Annotated in this window: 12 protein-coding genes; 3 read left to right on the top strand and 9 right to left on the bottom strand. The window is 66.0% G+C overall.

Annotated elements, in window-relative coordinates:
• The gene (locus LZP97_RS01805) at positions 1–1,365 is read right to left on the bottom strand and encodes a nucleotide sugar dehydrogenase (RefSeq protein ID WP_230831641.1); all 1,365 of its coding nucleotides are present in this window, start codon (positions 1,363–1,365) and stop codon (positions 1–3) included.
• A 64-nt stretch (positions 1,366–1,429) separates the two neighbouring features.
• A complete protein-coding gene (locus LZP97_RS01800) occupies positions 1,430–3,547 on the bottom strand; it encodes a heparinase II/III family protein (protein ID WP_230831639.1) in 2,118 nt (705 codons plus the stop codon).
• Positions 3,548–3,584: 37 nt separating this feature from the next.
• Here LZP97_RS01800 and LZP97_RS01795 point away from each other — a divergent pair, with 37 nt between their 5' ends.
• On the top strand, positions 3,585–5,021 hold the full coding sequence (locus LZP97_RS01795; protein WP_234574956.1) for a putative glycoside hydrolase: 1,437 nt from the start codon (positions 3,585–3,587) through the stop codon (positions 5,019–5,021).
• Position 5,022: 1 nt separating this feature from the next.
• Here the strand turns inward: LZP97_RS01795 and LZP97_RS01790 are convergent, their stop codons facing one another.
• From LZP97_RS01790 to LZP97_RS01770, 5 genes are read right to left on the bottom strand one after another with little or no spacing between them, the layout of a single operon-like run.
• A complete protein-coding gene (locus LZP97_RS01790; RefSeq protein ID WP_048771911.1) occupies positions 5,023–6,240 on the bottom strand; it encodes a glycosyltransferase family 4 protein in 1,218 nt (405 codons plus the stop codon).
• On the bottom strand, positions 6,237–8,510 hold the full coding sequence (locus LZP97_RS01785) for a glycosyltransferase (RefSeq protein ID WP_200903447.1): 2,274 nt from the start codon (positions 8,508–8,510) through the stop codon (positions 6,237–6,239). Before LZP97_RS01785 ends, LZP97_RS01790 begins: the two co-directional genes overlap by 4 nt.
• Positions 8,507–9,574, bottom strand: coding sequence for a glycosyltransferase family 4 protein (locus LZP97_RS01780; RefSeq protein WP_230831637.1), 1,068 nt, complete (start codon positions 9,572–9,574; stop codon positions 8,507–8,509). Before LZP97_RS01780 ends, LZP97_RS01785 begins: the two co-directional genes overlap by 4 nt.
• Entirely contained in the window at positions 9,571–11,067 is a 1,497-nt protein-coding gene (locus LZP97_RS01775; RefSeq protein ID WP_040274490.1) for an O-antigen ligase family protein, read from the bottom strand. Before LZP97_RS01775 ends, LZP97_RS01780 begins: the two co-directional genes overlap by 4 nt.
• Positions 11,064–12,452 carry a hypothetical protein gene (locus LZP97_RS01770; RefSeq protein ID WP_048771915.1) on the bottom strand — a complete coding sequence of 463 codons (1,389 nt, stop codon included), beginning with the start codon at positions 12,450–12,452 and terminating at the stop codon, positions 11,064–11,066. Before LZP97_RS01770 ends, LZP97_RS01775 begins: the two co-directional genes overlap by 4 nt.
• A gap of 227 nt (positions 12,453–12,679) precedes the next feature.
• Here LZP97_RS01770 and LZP97_RS01765 point away from each other — a divergent pair, with 227 nt between their 5' ends.
• Positions 12,680–13,402, top strand: coding sequence for a GNAT family N-acetyltransferase (locus LZP97_RS01765; protein ID WP_234575099.1), 723 nt, complete (start codon positions 12,680–12,682; stop codon positions 13,400–13,402).
• A 288-nt stretch (positions 13,403–13,690) separates the two neighbouring features.
• Here the strand turns inward: LZP97_RS01765 and LZP97_RS01760 are convergent, their stop codons facing one another.
• On the bottom strand, positions 13,691–15,085 hold the full coding sequence (locus LZP97_RS01760; RefSeq protein WP_048771918.1) for a polysaccharide pyruvyl transferase family protein: 1,395 nt from the start codon (positions 15,083–15,085) through the stop codon (positions 13,691–13,693).
• 302 nt (positions 15,086–15,387) lie between these two features.
• Here LZP97_RS01760 and LZP97_RS01755 point away from each other — a divergent pair, with 302 nt between their 5' ends.
• Positions 15,388–16,758: a glutamate-1-semialdehyde 2,1-aminomutase gene (locus LZP97_RS01755; protein ID WP_048771921.1), complete on the top strand. Its 1,371-nt coding sequence runs from the start codon at positions 15,388–15,390 to the stop codon at positions 16,756–16,758.
• On the opposite strand, the gene LZP97_RS01750 is transcribed toward LZP97_RS01755, so the two are convergent.
• The gene (locus LZP97_RS01750) at positions 16,743–17,630 is read right to left on the bottom strand and encodes a MazG family protein (protein ID WP_029539902.1); all 888 of its coding nucleotides are present in this window, start codon (positions 17,628–17,630) and stop codon (positions 16,743–16,745) included. The genes LZP97_RS01755 and LZP97_RS01750 overlap by 16 nt on opposite strands.
• Between the last annotated feature and the right edge of the window lie 48 nt (positions 17,631–17,678).

The raw sequence follows: 17,678 nt of genomic DNA, 5'->3' as shown, positions 1-17,678 counted from the left end.
CTACCAGCCCGTTCCCACGTAGCCTCCACGTCGCCGCCGGTCCTCGGCGTGAGGCAGGCGGACCAGGTCCACGATCACATGGTCGGCGCCGGCTCGGTCGAGAGCAGCGACCGCCCGTTCGTCACGAGAACCCGCGATGAGTACCTCACCGTGCGACAGGACCTCGTCGGGATCGTCGGTCAGTGCAGACCCGATGTGCGGCAGGCGATGGTCGAGGAATGCCTGATTGGATCCCGTCAACCGCGACAGTGCCACGTCGGCGTCGTAGATCTTGAGATCGAATCCCTTGCCGATCAACCGTTCGGCGAGCTCCACCATCGGGCTCTCCCTTAGGTCGTCCGTGCCCTGCTTGAACGACAGCCCGAACAGCCCGATCCGGTGTCGATCGAGCGACAGCACCAGGTCGACGACGCGGCGGAGGTGGACTTCGTTCGAGGTCAACACATTCGAGAGCACAGGCACCTCGACGTCGTGTCGGCGCGCAGTATGGACGAGAGCTCGTACGTCCTTGGGCAGGCAGGAACCACCGAACGCGAAACCGGGCATGAGATACGCGGGGCTGATGTTGAGCTTCGTGTCCGACACGAAGATCTCCATCACGGCGTGCGAGTCGAGTCCCAGCGCTCCGCAGATCGCACCGATCTCGTTACCGAAGTCCACCTTCAGCGCGTGGAAGCTGTTGTCCACGTACTTGACCATCTCGGCCACGGCCGGCCGAACTCTGAATCGGGATCCCCCGAAATCTTCGTAGAGTGCCATGACCTGCATCCCACTCCGGGGATCGCTCTCGCCCACGACAGTCTTGGGCGGATCGAAGAAGTCCTCGACGCTACTCCCCTCACGGAGGAACTCCGGATTCACGCACACGCCGAAATCGATGCCGGCACGCTTTCCTCCCGACGCCGCCTCGAGACGAGGCACGAGCAGGCTTTCACAAGTGCCGGGAACCATCGTGCTGCGATAGACCACCACATGCCAGGAGTCCTTCGCCGCCAACCCCGACCCGATGATGTCGGTGACCCGTTCGAGGTACTCGGTGGACAGGCCACCACCGGCCCCGGAGGGGGTACCGACGCAGACTATGGACATATCGGTCTCGCACACGGCGCGGACGGGGTCGTCGCTCACGGTCAGCCGCCCGCTCGCTACAGCTTCGGCGGTGATGTCGGCGATCCGTCGTTCGACCACCGGCGCCTCACCGCGAGAAAGACATCGGAGCTTCCTGGGATCGACGTCCAGACCGACGACCGAGTGACCCCGGCTCGCGAGGCATGCTGCGGAGACACATCCGACGTACCCGAGACCGAAGACGCTGAGCTTCGAGCGCGTCGCGTCTATCCGATGATCCAACTTGACTGATTCCACGTTTTCACCGCCCAGATCAGACCGTTAACCTCGCAATCGAGCATATAACAGACTTGAGGTTGGTTTAAGTCCTTACGCGATCCATCTCGAAGGCAACCCGATGTGGACCGTCCAGGTCGATCCACTCCACTTGCACCCGGCCTTCCTCGACGTCGACGCGAAGATCGGCTATCGACCGAGCAGGCACCACCGCATGCGGTCCGGGTGCACGGGACTCAGGAAACGGAAGGAGCACCGTGGCGCACACAAAGGGCAGATCGGCATGGCAGCGGACGCTCGGCGCCCACGCGGGCACGCGGTGCTCGAGCTCACGCGACCACCAACCGAGCGCGCTGTCGTCGTCCCCGCGAACGGCCTCCGTCGTCACGACCCCGCCGCTGACCGCATATGCGAGTTCCAGCACCGGTACGCCGCGCCGCCGAGCCCGGTGGCCGGCACCGGCGGGCTCGACCTCGAGATCGGGGGCCATCGGCCAGGACACATGCACGTCGTGTCGGCCGCGGCCGGTGAACAGGTCCAACACGAGCACCGACTTCAGCGTCGGTGGTGCCATCACACGGCGACGGTGGACAACAGGCGCCGGAAGTCTTCGGTAGCCGTCGTGTTCGGCGTCGACGATGCCACCGAGAAGATCGATCTCACGAACCCGGACCTGCGCATGCCGCATCCACAGGAAGGGACCGCCGCGTACGGACTGGTCGAGCCCGTCCACACACGCCGTCGCATGAGCGCGCGTACTCCTGTGGGCCTCGCGCCATTCCGGATTCCGGTAGTAGCTCCCCGTCCCCGGGTCCCCGATCAGCGACTCCCCGGCGAAGTTCAGACTCATCGCCAACGCATCCGAGTGGCCGTGCGCGGCAATCGAGAGGTATCCGAGTGCCCCCACATCCATGAGAATCGTCCGTGGGCCGGACCGCAGCACTGCCATACCCCCGTCCGGCGCGAAGGCGGAACCCGCTGCCGTCGTTCGCAGGGTGATCTGCTCCCGGACCTTCACAGGACGCGCTGACGACAACCACGCCGCCGTCAGCGACTCCGGAGATTCCACCGCGCCGGCCGGCCTGTCAGCCAAGAAAGCATCCACGATTCCGAGATGTTCTCTGACCGTTCGGCGTGGTTCCGGACCGAGCCGTACCGCGAATCCCTGGTCGTCGTCGCCGTAGTGCGGCTCCGGGTCACACTCACCGATCACTGCCTCGAGATACTCCCTGCTGCGGAAGATTGCGGCAGTCAGGCGGTCCGGCGCGTGACCGTATCTGCGAAACAGCACAGCAGCGACGACGGTCAGCAACTCCACGACGAAGACCTGATAACCCAGTGCCTGCTCGGCACCCGCGCCGTCCGGCAGAATCTGCCGGTCAGCTTCCACGGCCAGTGCCGCGACCGCGTCCGCCTCCCACCGCGCGGCATGGCGCAGCTCCGGTAGGAGCAGAGCTACGATCGCCGGCCCTGCCAGTTCTCCCACAAGATGGTTGTTGGCCGAACTGAACCGCGAACGATCCTGCAGACAGCGTTCCGCACCGGCCGCAAGCATCCGTACGGCCCGGGCGAATCGCGCCTCCGTCAATGCCTGGGCGTCACGCAGTCCGTCTAGAGTCAGTGCGACCGAGATCGAGCGGATACCCGCCTCGAACGCACCGCGCCATGCGATACCCCACCCCGGTGGATTCCGGGCTATCCAGGAATCGAGCTGGGACAACGCAACAGTAGCGAAACGCTCTTCGCCGGTGAACATCCGAGCCGATGCCAGCCACGGAAGGTGCTGCAGCCGGTTCAGTTCCCAGATCCACTTCGGGTCACCCGGTCCCCTTCGGTGATCGATCCGGTGAGCTGGTTTCGACGGCCACTGCACACCTCGAAGCGGATCGGACCACCAGTCGATCGGGGTGTCCAGCCGGACCTCCGGATCGGCGAAGAACTCGAATCGATTTTCACATGTCCGCTCTGCAGCCCGGATCAGCGCCTCGACTTGGAGAGGGAGCCGATCCGCGATCTCCTCGGCTCGGGTCTTCCCGAACAGCAACGCCCCCCCTGCCCCTTCGCGGAATGCCGACAGGGCATCACTCCAGGTTCGGTTACCGGATCCGAGCAGTTCGGAATCCGTGGGGACTCCGTACCTGCCGCCGGACCGATAAGTACGTCCGACGCCACGCAGGCGCCAGACCACCTCCGGGGCACTCATCGAACCCAATCTGTGTGCATACCAACCGAGGTTCATCATGTCTCCGCTCGAAATCAGTCTGCGCCGGACGGATGACAACCGCCATCCCCCGTGGAAGTCTGAACATGTGATCGGTTCGACCATGTGGCAACGCCACGTACAGCGTTCGTGTGTGACCCTCGCCGTCGCCCTTCTGGCATCGGTCGCGGGATGCAGTACATCCGACGGCGTCCCGCCGCCCGTGCCGTCCGACGCAGGCCTCCTCACGTTCCCCAGAACAGCCACGTACTTCCTGTTCCAGCACGATCTGCCGACCGCGCAAGAACTCGCCCAGTACGACGTCGTCGTCATCGACAACGAGTGGGGCCACCGAATGCCGCGGGACTTCTTCGACGACGTCCGGGCAGCAAACCCGCGAACGCGCCTCCTCGCCTATGTCAACTTGATCGACCATCCCGACCGGCTCGGTTCCGAGGAGTACTGGCGCAATCGATATCGTCTCTGGCAGTTCGATTCTCACGGAGAGAGCCAGTTCCCCGACGAGTGGCTGGCGAAGCGCGCGGACGGCACGGTGGTCAGCGAATGGCCCGACACGTCGATGTCGAACCTCACCGACCAGGGACCGAGAGTGGACGGATTGTCCTTCGGCAGATACGCGGCCGACTGGGTGGTCGACACGGTGTGGTCGCAGGGGGTCTGGGACGGCATCTTCCTGGACGTGTGGGGCGACCGAATCTACAGCGCCGATTCCGACCGATGGGATATCGACCGGAACGGCACGGATGAGGCCGACGCGCAGATCTACGGCGAGGACATGCCGTGGGGCAGGGGAATCGAAGAGGCCGAACGCATCATGCGCGACCGCATGCCCACTGCCCTGCTCGTCGCCAACGGAGACAGAACCCTGCGCGATCGACAACTCGACGGGCGGGCATGGGAGAACTTCGCCGACCCTCGTGCCGAGCGTGATCCCCGCTTCGACATCGAGCAGTACATTCGTCTCACCGCGCGGGGCGATCATCGGGAACCGGGACTGGCCATGACCATCAACAAACTCGGTCCTCAACCCAGCTCCGAACGCGAACTCACCCGTGCACGGTTCTTCCTGACAGCCACACTTCTGCAGGACGGCTACTGGGCGCCCATGGGATCCGACTACGGCGAACCCGCATACATCGACGAGATGGACGGCGGTGGGCTCGGCAGCGGATACCTCGGCGACCCGATAGCCCCGAATCCGACGCTCGCACATGTCGAGGCGCAGTATTCCGGAACTGCAGGAATCGGGATGGTTGCACCGAATGTCTTCCGCCGCGACTTCGACCACGGCATCGTGCTCGTCAACAGCAGCGACGAGCCGGCGACCGTAGCGCTGGGCGGGACGTTCCGGCACCTGACCGGCACCGCCGACCCGGAAACCAACGACGGAAGCACTACGGATCGTGTGACGATACGTTCGTACAGCGGTGTGGTCCTGTTGCGCAACAGCCAATGACTCACCCCGCGACCTGCGGAAGTGCAACGTCGTCGCGGAACAACGCCCCGTAACATCGAAGAAGGTTTTCTCGCGACGTCCGCCACGACAGTTCCTGCTCCACCCGCGATCGGCCGAGTGCCCCCATCCGGGCACGCAACTCGTCGTCCCTCAACAGGATGTCGACCGCTCGTGCGAAGGCCTTCTCGTCGTTCGCCGGCGCGTAGAGCGCAGCGTCGCCGGCCGAGACACGGGCCTCGACGAGGTCGAACGACACCACCGGCTGGCCGATCGCCATGTACTCGACGATCTTGTTCATCGTCGAGAGGTCGTTGAGCGGATTGCGCGGATCCGGCGCGAGGCACACGTCCGCGGTGGACAGACAGCGTTGCACGAACTCGTCCGGCACCCGGCCTGTGAACTCGACGACGTCGTCGAGGCCGAGGTCACGAGCGAGCGCCTGCATGGCCTCGAATTCGTCCCCGGCACCCATGCAGATGCAGTGCACATCGTCCCGGCCGAGGTCCCGGTGCAGATATGCCACGGCACGCAGGAGATAGTCGATTCCGTCCTGCGGTCCCATGACGCCGAGATACGCGAGGAGATAACGCTTTCCCCTGCGCAACTCCGGATCGGGAGCGCGCCGCACGAATCGTTCGAGATCGGGCGCACTGCGCACCACGGTGACCCGGTCCGGCGCCACATGTCCACGCCCGATCGCGATCCGGCGGTAACTGTCGTTGGTTGCAATGACTGCATCCGATACCGCGAACGTCAGCCGTTCGAGCAGCCTCGTCGCAAGGTACAACATGCGTCCGCCCCCGGGAAAGCGCGACTGGAACAACTCCGGCACGAGATCGTGGTGATCGAATACAAATCGCGCTCCGCCCGGACGCAGAACGAGTGCCACGACGAACAGCAGGTCCGGGGGGTTGCACGCGTGCACCGCGTCGACGCGGCCTTCGCGCCGCACTTTCAGCGCCAGCCGGGTGGTGTGCCACAGGGCCGCGGTGTACTCCCTGAGATAACCGGCCGGCCCTCCGGTGGCGGCGCGGAGAGGATAGCGGAGGATCCGAACACCCTCGATCGTGACCTCCGGCTCCCGATCCTGCCCACCGCCCATCGGGCAGATCACCGTCACCTGGTATCCCGCCTCGGCCAGCGACCGGCTCTCTTGCCATACCCGACGGTCGAACGGCACCGAGAGGTTCTCCACCAGCACCAGAATGTGTCTCTTCATCGCTGCCCTCCCAGGGTCTCGACGAGAAGCTGCTCATATGCGCGCGCCGTGTCCTCGATCCGGAAGTTCTGCTCCACACGCATTCTGGCGCGCTTACCCATCTGCACTCGCAGTTCGGGGTCCCGAGACAATGCGAGTAGACCATCTGCCAGTCCCTCCACGTCACCGACCGGCACCAGATATCCTTCCGCGCCGTCGGTGATCAGATCACTCAGGCATCCACAGTCGGTCGCGACCACAGGAACTGCGGCAGCCATCGACTCCAGTACCGCGAGCGGCATCGCCTCGTGCACCGAGGAAAGGCAGGTCACGTCGAATCCCGGAAGCAGAACGGCGACGTCCCGACGAGTCCCTACGAAGAGCACACGATCTGCGATACCGAGTTTCTCTGCCAGGCAGATCAATTCTTCCATTCGCTCGCCGTCCCCGACCACCACCAGACGTGCCGGACGCAGCAGCGGAAGTGCCTTAGAAAATGCCTCGAACAGCACGTGGTGCGCCTTCTGCGCGCTGAGCCGGGCCACGACGGCGACGACGAAGTCCTCAGGACCGAGGTCGAGCGCCTGCCGCGCGCGCACCCTGTCTTCTCCGGTCGGGGGGTCCCCCACCGCGATGCCGTTGGGTATGACGACCTCCGAGGTTCGGCTCCACCGGGATCTGCCGACGCCCTCGTGCGCGTGCAGATAGTCCCGCTGGCTGTGCCCGAGGAGAATCATGGCGTCGGCAAGCCACAGCGAGGCGACGGTCCATCGCGGAAGGCATCTGCCGCCTTGCGATACGAGATCCATGTCGTGAACGGCAACGAGATCCGCCCGCACCCCGGCCGCATGTGCGGCGATCCGGCCGAGAGCCAGGGCGGCGCGGTGATGATGCGTGACGAGCACCGCATCGGTCCGGTCCCGGCGCAGCGTGTCGATCAACTTGGGCAGCGTCGTCAGGTCCCAACGGTTTCGCCGGTCCAGCACTTCGACCTGGATGCCGGCGTCCCGGTAGTCGTCGGCAAGCGGCCCGGCCTCGTGCAGGCAGACCAGGCGCGGTAGGACCAGACGTCTGTCGAGACGCCGGAACACGTCGAGCATCACGGTCTCGATTCCACCGACGAAGGTGCGGTCGAGCACGAGGGTGAGCCGGACCGGACTCCGGGGTGGACCGGCGGCCTCCTCCAACGCACGTTCACTCTCGGCGACACTCTGCGTCAGGGTGAAGGAAGACTCCACCCGCGCACGGGCTGCCTGCCCGAATCGCCACCTCAGATCCGGCGAACGCAAGAGGGTGAGCAGCGCCTCGGCCAGCGCTTCCGGATTTGCCGGCGGCACCAGGATCCCGGTGGTGCCCTCATCGAGCAATTCGGAGACGCCGCCGACGTCGGTGCACACCGCAGGACGTGCGGTGGCCATCGCCTCGAGCAGCGCTATCGGGAAGCACTCGACGGTGGAGGACGTGAGGGCGAAGATGTCCAGGGCCCGCAGGACGTCCCTGACGTCCGATCGAGCTCCGGTGAACACGACGCGGTCCGCGATCCCGAGTTCACGCGCGAACCGTTCGAGACGAGCACGCTCGGGGCCGTCACCGACCACGAGAAACCACGTCTCGGGTACCTCTGCGAGAACGCGGCGGGCCGCGCGCAGGAGTGTGCGGTGATCCTTCTCCGGACGCAGGGCGGCGACGATTCCCACGATCGGTTCGTGCGATGGGATTCCTAGTGCAACTGCGACATCCCGATTCGGTGACGGGATGAATTCGTGCGGCTCGACTCCAGTGTGAACGACCCGGATCTTGCGCTGCGGGATTCCGAGATCCTCGGTGAGGTACCTCGTCTGCGCGCGTGCCACGCCCAGGAACATGTCGGTGAACGGTTGCAGCACCTTGTCGCAGATTCGACGCCATCGACTGCGTGGGTCGATGTCGCCGCAGTTGTGCACCCACACCGACAAGTGCGGCACCCGCGCCCACACGGCCGCGATCCTGCCGAGACTCTCGGCGCTGTATCCACGAGTCACCACTACGTCCGGCGCGAATAGACGCATCTCCCGGCGGAGCTCGACGAGCGCCCGTAAAGCCTGCCTCTTGCTCCTGTGCAGCGCATGGGCGGAAATTCCTTGTGCCTGGAGCTCGCCGAAGAGTTCCCCTTCGCTCCCGATGCAGATCAACCGAGCCGTGAACCGGTCGGGGTCGAGCCGCGGCAGAAGCGTCACCGCGTGCCGTTCTGCGCCGCCGATCCGCAGGTCGGGGACCACGAACATCACTCTCACCGGCTGTTGCGTGCTCATCGTCGGAGCTCCTCGTACAGGTCGTCGAATCGACGCCACACCACGTCCACATCGAAGTCGGAACGGATTCTCTCCCAGGCCGCGAGGCCCAGCCTGGTGCGCAGCAACTCGTCGCACAGCACCCGTTCGAGGGCTGCGGCCAGAGCAGTCGTGTCGTCGGCGGGGATCAGAACCCCACACGAGTCGTCGACGAGGTCCGGAATTCCGCCTGCCGTGCTGGCTACGACACACAATCCTCGCGCCATGCCCTCGAGAATTGCCATCGGCTGGCCCTCGTCACGCGAGGGCAGTACCAGTACGTGCGCACTGTCGAGCAACTGGGGCACCGCCTCCGGCGGAACCCAGCCGGGCAGCGCGACCGTGTCCGTCAACGCCAGTGCACGGACCCGTTCACGCGCGCGCCCTACTTCTCCGTCACCGGCGACGGTCAACCGTGCGTACGCGGAGTTCGTCCCTTCCGCAATCCGAGCCCAGGCCTCCAGCAGCGTGAATGTGCCCTTGCGGTCGCCGATCTCGCCGAGGAACAGCACGTGCAGGGGTCCGTTCCGGCTGGACTGGTCGACTCTGGTTGCAGGTCGGACCGCATTCGGGACAACTACGACCCGGGCATCGGGTGCAATCTTCTGCAATCGTTGTCGCCAGCGCTCCCCCAAGGCGACCACGACCGCAGCGCGGGCGAGTGTCGAACGGATGAGCAGTCGGATCGGGAAGGGCGCGCGATCGTGAAATCTGTCGAACGAGGAACCGTGCACATGCAGCACGACCGGCACTCGGAAGACGGACGCGACCCAGGCCAACGTCGCCTTCCGGATGAAGCTGCCCGCTATCGACGTGTGCAGGTGCACCACGTCGGGACGATCGTTGACCAGCGCACGAAGGAAGACGACGAGGCCATTCGCGAATGCACCGATCCGGGCGGGCTTGGATCCGTTTCGGTGCGTACTCACGTGTTCGATGTCCCACCGGTCCCACAGCGGCGTGTCGTGCATGGTGCGCACGAAACTCCCCACTCCACCGCGGGTGGTCATGCTCGTCGACGCCCACACGACATGGCGCCGCGTCATCGCTTCACGCTCCCGGCCTCGGCTGTGTACCGGTCGGCGCATCCGATCGCGACCCCTACCAGCACCATCACGGCAGCGTTCGGAAAGTCGAAGAATCGCAGATCGACCGTCAATCCGGTGATCGCCATTACCATCAGTCCCAGCAGGCCCAGAAGGGCCGTCCGGCGGCCGTCGAGTCCGTATTCGGGCAGAATCCGATACGCCCGGAACAGCCGCACCGCGAGCAGGACGACGACGGCAATCCACAGCCCCAGGCCGATCAGCCCGAGTTCGGCCGCGATGCCGAGCTCGTTGAAGTGGGAGGAGATTGCGAAGCCGCGAATCCACGGCACCTCCGGCGACCACTGCTTGTGGTGGTAGGTGTTGACGGCGGTGAATCTGCCTATCCCCCAACCCGTCAGCGGCTTCTGCCCTATCGCCCACAGGGCGGTGCCGGCGGTGTTGAGCCGGTCCTGCACTTCGGCCGGTGAGCCGACGCCCCCGGCCGAACGATCGGTTCCGGTGAACCGTTGCCAGTTCGTGGCGATGGCGATCACCGCCGTGGTTGCCGCAAGTACGAATCCGGTTCGGAATCCTCGTGCCCACAGCATTCCGGCGACGATCACGAGCGCAAGACCGAGCCACACCGCACGGGTATGCGTGAAGTACACACCGTAGGCGCACGCGACCGCGATGACGGCAGCACAGAGCCGGCGAAAGCGCGGCTCTGTGCGTTCCGACGACAGCACGAGCGCGACAGCGAAACCGAGAATGAGCACCATGCCGTTGACGACCGGTTGATTGAAGATCCCGACAGCGCGTCCCTCCCAGATCGGAGCCGTCACTATGTACCGCGGCCATACGAGAGCCTTGGGGCCGAGGAACTGCATGATGCTCACTGCTGCCGAGTACGCTGCCAGCACTGCGATGATCCACAGCAGTGCTCGAATCGCCGACACCCGCACGAAGACGTATCTGCCCACGAGATACGCAGTGAAGGGGATCAGGACACCGGTCAGAACGAAGCGCACGACGGACAGCGACGCCCCGGTCACGGGAACGGTCGCAAGGTATCGGTGCGTCGCGAGCATCGAACCGATGTTCCATACCACGTACAGCGCCATCGCTGCCTCGACTGCGCCGACGCGCGCGTCGGCTGCTGATGTGGTGTACATCCAGATCCCAAGTGCGGCAATCACCCCCGCATAGGCAAGTACGAACGGATCCACCGGCAGGATCGGCGGCAGCGCCACCCGGAGAAACGTCGTCAACAGGAGCAGGAACAGCGCGACGACGGGCGAGCGGAGACCGGCGGCAACCATCGCGCCTGCAATTGCCGCGAGGAGCAGCAGCACTGGGAACTTCGCTGGAAACCCGGTCGCGACAGCAGCGATCGCGAGGACTGTCGCCGTCGCAGCCGCGATCAGGACGAGGTGGACGGCTGTGAAGGATCGGGGCAGCAGACGCTCGGTCGACGCCGGTCCGCGGGTGGCCGGGTGCGCTGCCGTCGTCATGGGCGCATTCCTGGAGTCGGCGCAGGGGTACGGCCGAGGTCGTGGTGATTGTGCACAGCAGCGGACCAGGAGATCTCTTCCGCAGGCGGGTACGGCGCAGAAGTATCGCCGCGCGGATCCACGACGACCGCTCCGAGGAGGTGGGCGTCCACCTGAGTGAGCAATCGGACGGCCTCTGCCGCGTCTGGCTGGCGTGCGCGGCGCCGGTCGAGTACCAGGACAGTTTTCTGTGCCGCCGCGCAGAAGATCTGAGCGTCGGCGTCCTCGGTGACCGGCGCGAGGTCGAACAGTACGACGTCGGCTTCACCGCGGAGCTGCTGCAGCAGTGCCTCGAGCCGTTTGCCGGACAGCGGCACGGACTCACCGGTCGTATCCCGCACGCTCAGTACCCGGAGTCCATCGCCGGGTGCCTCTGCACCGGCGCCGGCAACGGTCGACGACGTCACGTTCTGAGGAATCACGACGACACGGACGCCGGATCGACTCCAGCGTCGGGCCACCTGGCGAGCGACTTGTCCTGTCACCTCGCCTCCGGTCGGCGACGTCAGGGCGACGGTGCGGAGCCCGCGAACCTCGCCGGCGGCGAGGGTGTTCACGAGGTTGTGGAACGCGAGCTGACGTGCTCGATCCGCCGAGGTCGAACCGCCGGCCGGGACGACCCCGAGCGACTCGATACCGAGGCGCTCCCGAACATCCTGGGTGGTGCTGATCCGCCGCATGACGGAATCGAGTGCGAGCGCCACGAGTACTCCGAGCACCATTCCCCCCAGTAGACCGAGTGCCACGTTCCGGAAGAGGGATGGCGAGTCCTCCGAGACGCCGGCATTCAGCTGCAGATCCTGGATCTGGTTGGTCGCGTCGAGTTCGAGCTCGCTGATCTGCGCCTGCAGCTGAGCGAGCGCCACGTTGTCGGCGATTCCCGGCCGTGATCGCTCTTCGTCGAGTCGCTGGCGCAACTCCTCGAGGGATCCTTCCCGCCCCCGGTCGCGCACGGAGTTGACATCGTCACGAAACGTTCCGGCCATGATGCGGGCCGCCTCTGCAGCGGTCTCCGCGTCTCCCGCCGTAGCCTCGACGAACAGGATCGGTCCGGCCGCCGCAGTGCGAGCGGAGAAGGACGTGTCTGCGGGAAGGCTCCCGACGACTCGCAATTGCTCCTGATACGAGGAGTCGTTGAACAGATCCACGTAGCCCTGCACGAGAACCGCGTCCTGTTCCGGCGCGCGATTCTGGGACGACACGATCAAGGCCGAACGGCCCGTGTACTCCGTAGCACTCTGCCCTGTCGTCCACACTGCTCCCCCCACGGCCAGCAGCGTCGCCAGCACCACGATGGGCCAGTAGCGGGCGAGGTGGCGAATCCGATCATTGAGTGTGCTGTCCACAGCCCCTCCGCAGCACCGGGGAGCGCTTCGACGCTCCGAGTTCATGAAGGCCATTCCCGACTCGAGTAAGAATCTACCCGATAAAACCAACTTGGAGTATCTTTATAAGTCAAATACGGGTCGTAAGTTTGCAGGGGCGGTACGTCGGGGCGAGAGGAGCAGATGTGGACCCTCCACGGACAGCGATCACGATCGTGATCGCCGCCTGCCGATTCCACCTGAGGTCGATGCGGCACCTTGCCCACCCTCGTCGGATCCGGCAGAAGCGACTGTTCCTCGGGCCGGTCCGGGTAGCCGGGCACACTGTGACGTTGCGTAGTCCACGCTTGGGCGACGCAACGGCTTGGAGAGAGATCCGCCTTCGGGACCAGCGGCTCATCGAGCCCTACTGGCTGACCGCCACGGACGACTGGGACCGCCGCCATACCGTCACCGTGTGGGTGGGCGAGTGTCTCGCACGCCGCCGGGCCGAACGGTCCGGCACTGCTCTACCCCTGGTGGTCGAGATCGACGGAAGATTCGCGGGGCAGTGCAATTTCGAATGTATCGATCCCGCGGCCCTGACCGCTCAGACGAGCGTCTGGATCGACTCTCGATTCGCCCGCGCGGGTATCGGCCTCGCAGTCGGCGGCTTGGCGATGAGTTACCTCTTCGGCACTCTCGGGCTGCGCCGGATCTCGGCTGCCATCTGCACGGAGAATGTGGCGGCAGCACGTACGGTGCAGCTTCTCGGGTGCCGACGCGAGGGCACCATGTCCAGCTATCTCGACGTCGGCGGACTGCGCCGAGATCACGACCTCTGGGCGATCACGTCGGAGATGTGGCAGCAACAGCAACTGCTCCGCGCGCAACTCGAGCAGGTCGCAGCGTCGGACACACCCGTGGTGGCGGACACACACGAGGCCGGCACACATGAGGCCGAAACCGCACGTATGCGCCGTCCCGGATGAGAAGACACCGAACGGCTCGCGCCGGACCAGGCCCGTTTACCGACCGGGTCCCTAGGTCAGGCTGTAGGTCAGGTACTGCTGCAGGTCGGGTACTGCTCTAGGCCAGGCTCCTGTAGGGCGGGAATCGCCTGTAGTGCAGGGAAACTGCACCCATGCCGATGGGCCGGGAGCGGCCTCGCGCATTCAGGTTCGGAGCCTTCAGGTTCGGATGGGCCCTTGCGGGATTACCTGCGCTCGCGATATTCCCTGCGCTCTCGGTACACCTGTACTCGTGCACTCGGCCGCGAATCAAACGCTCGACTGCCGATCGAGCATGGACTGTGCGGATGCACCGGAAGTCCGTTCGACCAGACCGAACATCCGCTCGTAGGCTTCACGACTTGCCGCGACCTGAGCCCGCGCCCGCTCCCGTAGTACCGGACGTAACTGCGGAGCCGCTTCCCACAGTTCCCGGATCGACTTCGAAAGCAGGGCATCGAGGTCGTGGTCATCGAGGTGAATCAATTCGAGACCGCCCCCGAACATCGCCCTCAATCCACCCAGCTTGCCGTCGTAATACTTCGACGACGACAGGCCGACGACCGGAATTCCTTGAGACAGAGCAAAAACAGCCACATGATACGCGCCGGTGACCAGAACCCGGCACCGTCCGACTGCAGCAGCGAGATCTCGAGCACGTGCGTAGCGATCCAAGGGCACGGCCACCGACGGATAGCCCTCGAGCAGCGGCAGCGTCGATCGGCGGTCCTCCGACTCGTGCTCGGAAACTATGAGTGGCACGAGCGTGGCACCGACTCCGAGAGCGAACTCCTGCACAGACCGCCGCACACTTGTCCGAGCCCGATCCCCCACGGGCGAATAGTCTGCAATACGCAGACAAACACCGAGATCGGAGCCCATCTCCGGGCGGCCGGCGTCATATCCGAGTTCCACGGCGTCGTCTCCGGTAGTGCATATGCGCTCGTCCGGTACTCCCATCCTCGCCAGCAGGTCCGGACCCCACACGTCCTCTCGCAACGCGATGACATCGACCCGCGGCAGCACTTTCGCGGCCCGAGCGAAGAGCACCGGATCGTCGATCGGGCCGATCCCCTGACCCAGCGCAGCAGTGGGAATTCCATTCTCACAGGCGTATTCGAGCAGATCCAGGGTACGCGTGGCCTGGTATGTATCGACGTCAGCGAGGTAACCTCCGCCCATCGCAACGATCAGCGACGCCGTCTTCGCGGCCTCCGGAATACGAGCAGCCGGATTCACGGTGTTCCTGTCACGGTCGTGACTGCGCCACTTCTTCATCCGTGCCCACGGATGACGCACCGAGTCGGGCAGTTTGCGCATCTGCTGCCTCGGCGGGTTCGTCAGGAACCACCACACTTCCGAGACTCGTCCGACAACGGCAGGTCCCAACCGTGCCGGCAGCCGACTGGACCGTCCCAGCCTCGACCAGTGGGCTCCACGTCGGTAACCGACCGGCTCGGCAGTGGGCTCGAATGCTCGTAGCAACCCGGGTGCATAGGTCAGGACACCGATGCGGGCGTCGGGCCAGCGCGCTCGGATCCGGCGCACGGTGACATCGAGTAATGCCAGATCACCCTTGTTGTTGAGCCAGTATTCGCCATTGTCGATCAGGACCCGGATGGGAGGCTCCCCACGGGCTGACAGACCGAGCGGAATCTTCACCATCCGCAAACTCCCATCGGATCGAGCACAGTTCGATCACGGCGTCGTCCTACTCGACAGCTGTTCGTCCCATCGAGTAGAGATGTTCAGGGCGGAGGGTCGTTACCGTCGACGATACCGCACAAGACCTACCGATTGAACCCAAAAGTTGTTGGGGAACACCGGAGAAGGTTGCGGTCGCGCGCACTCCTACCGAGAATGATGACGCTACCTCATACCCGCTCATACCCGTGTACCCTCGGAGCCTCCCACTTCCTCTCGTGTCCGCCCCTCGCTCCACGCGTCGTCATCGAAGGGAGCCGACAGTGCCGCACTCTTCTCCACCATCGTTCACCCGGTCGACCGCACTCCAGGCCCGGCTCCACGAGATCGTGCCCGGCGGTGCGCACACGTATGCCCGGGGCTCCGACCAGTATCCGGAATCCATGGCGCCCGTCCTCGAGCGCGGGGCGGGTGCCCGCGTGTGGGATGCCGACGGAAACAGCTACATCGAGTACGGGATGGGCCTGCGGTCGGTGACGCTCGGGCACGGCTACCGTCCCGTCGTCGACGCCGTCGCCGCCGCGATCGCCGACGGCACCAACTTCAGCCGGCCCACCACTCTCGAGGTGGCCGCGGCCGAGGACTTCCTCGCCCTGGTGCCCGGCGCCGACATGGTGAAGTTCGCCAAGAACGGCTCCGACGCCACGACCGCCGCGGTGCGCCTGGCCCGGGCCGTCACCGGCCGCCGGCACGTGGTGGCGTGCGACCAGCCGTTCTTCTCCGTCGACGACTGGTTCATCGGCACCACCCCGATGAACGCAGGGATCCCCGAGGAGATCACCGAGCACACCCACCGGTTCCGGTACAACGACCTCGACTCGCTCGACCGGGCGCTGTCGGCCAGGCCGACCGCGTGCGTGATCCTCGAGGCCGCCACCGCCCTCGCCGAACCCGATCCCGGCTTCCTACCCGGCGTGCGCCGACTGTGCGACCGGCACGGGGCCCTGCTGATCTTCGACGAGATGATCACCGGATTCCGCTGGTCCGAGCACGGGGCACAGGGCGTGTACGGCGTGCGGCCGGATCTGTCGTGCTGGGGCAAGGCGATGGGGAACGGCTTCCCCGTCGCCGCGCTCGCCGGCCGGCGCGAATTCATGGAGCTCGGCGGCCTGCGCACCGACGAGGACCGGGTGTTCCTCCTGTCGACCACGCACGGACCGGAGTCCGGCGGACTGGCCGCGTTCCGCGCGGTGGTGCGTGCCTATGCGACCGAGGACCCGATCGGGCGGATGGAAGCGGCGGGCCGCAAACTGGCCGACGCCGTCAACGCCGCGGCCGCGGACCTCGGCATGGACCGGTACGTCCAGGTGATCGGTCGACCGTCCTGCCTGATCTTCGTCACCCGCGACCCGAACCTGCAGCCGTCTCAGGAATTCCGCACGCTGTTCCTGCAGGAGATGCTCCTCCGGGGTGTACTCGGGCAGTCGTTCGTGATCTCGGCGGCCCACACCGACGCCGACCTCGAAGAGACGGTGGAGGCGGCGCGCGGCGCCCTCGCGGTGTACCGGCAGGCGCTCGACGCGGGCGGGGTCGCCGGCTTCCTGCACGGCCGGCCCGTCGCCCCGGCTCTGCGCGCCCGTGCGGAGCCGCGGCGGCTCGGCGAGGCGCCGGTCGGAACTCACTTCTCCCAGTAACGCACCCATGCGTCCGCGTCGAGACCGCCGTACGGCACGCCGTCGGCGTGAGCGGCCTTCTCCGTCGCGCGCACCGTCGCGACGAACTGCAGCGTCGCGCTGCGCAGCGCGTCCTCCGCGCCACCGTCGCCGGTGACGTACACCGTCCGGAGTTCGGGCGGGACGAGGTGCGCGGGAAGCCCCGCCCGGGTGGCCCGGGCGATCACCTTGTCGGTCAGCGCCAGCGCCGGCTGCGCCGTCGCGATGCCGTCGAGGCAGGAGGGCCGCGCCTTCTCCGCCGCCTTCGCCACCTCCCACGCCGCCTCCTGCTCGGCCACGTCGATCGGGCCGGTGTGACCGTTGGTCAGGTGCGGGCTGCGCGACGCGAGCTTGGCGACGAGCGTGTCGGCGACATCGTCGACGGTGAACGGGTCGGTGCCGGACTCCTCGGCGATCCGCGAGTGGAACAGCACCTGGAGCAACAGGTCTCCCAGTTCCTCGCGCAGGCCGTGCGGGTCACCCTCCTCGATCGCGTCCAGCAGCTCGTACGTCTCCTCGAGCAGGTAGCGGCGCAACGAGTCGTGTGTCTGGGTGACCTCCCAGCCGCCGAAGCCCCACAGCCGGTCCATCACGTCCACGGCACGCAGCAGGCGCTCCCCCGGCGCGGGCGGGGCGGCGATCACCCGCTCTCCCCGCCGTACGCGGTCGCGCACCGCCTCGTGTCCCGCATCGACGGCGATCAGCGTCTCGGCGCCGGATCCCACGGTGGCGCCGAGGGTTTCGCGCACCGACACCGGCACGTCGTCGGTGCAGTCGAGCGGCCCGGTCAGCAGCGGCACCGCCTCGAACGGCACCGATCCGGGCCGGTACGGGTCGAGCAGAATCACCGTCACCGCCGTCGCCTCACATTCCCCGTCGCTGCGCTCGCCCCGGTCGTCTTC

Source organism: Rhodococcus sp. DMF-1 (assembly GCF_021441945.1).
GTDB classification, from domain to species: Bacteria; Actinomycetota; Actinomycetes; order Mycobacteriales; family Mycobacteriaceae; genus Rhodococcus; species Rhodococcus ruber.
Note: the sequence above shows the minus strand (reverse complement) of the source record. Positions and strands in the feature narration are given on the sequence as shown.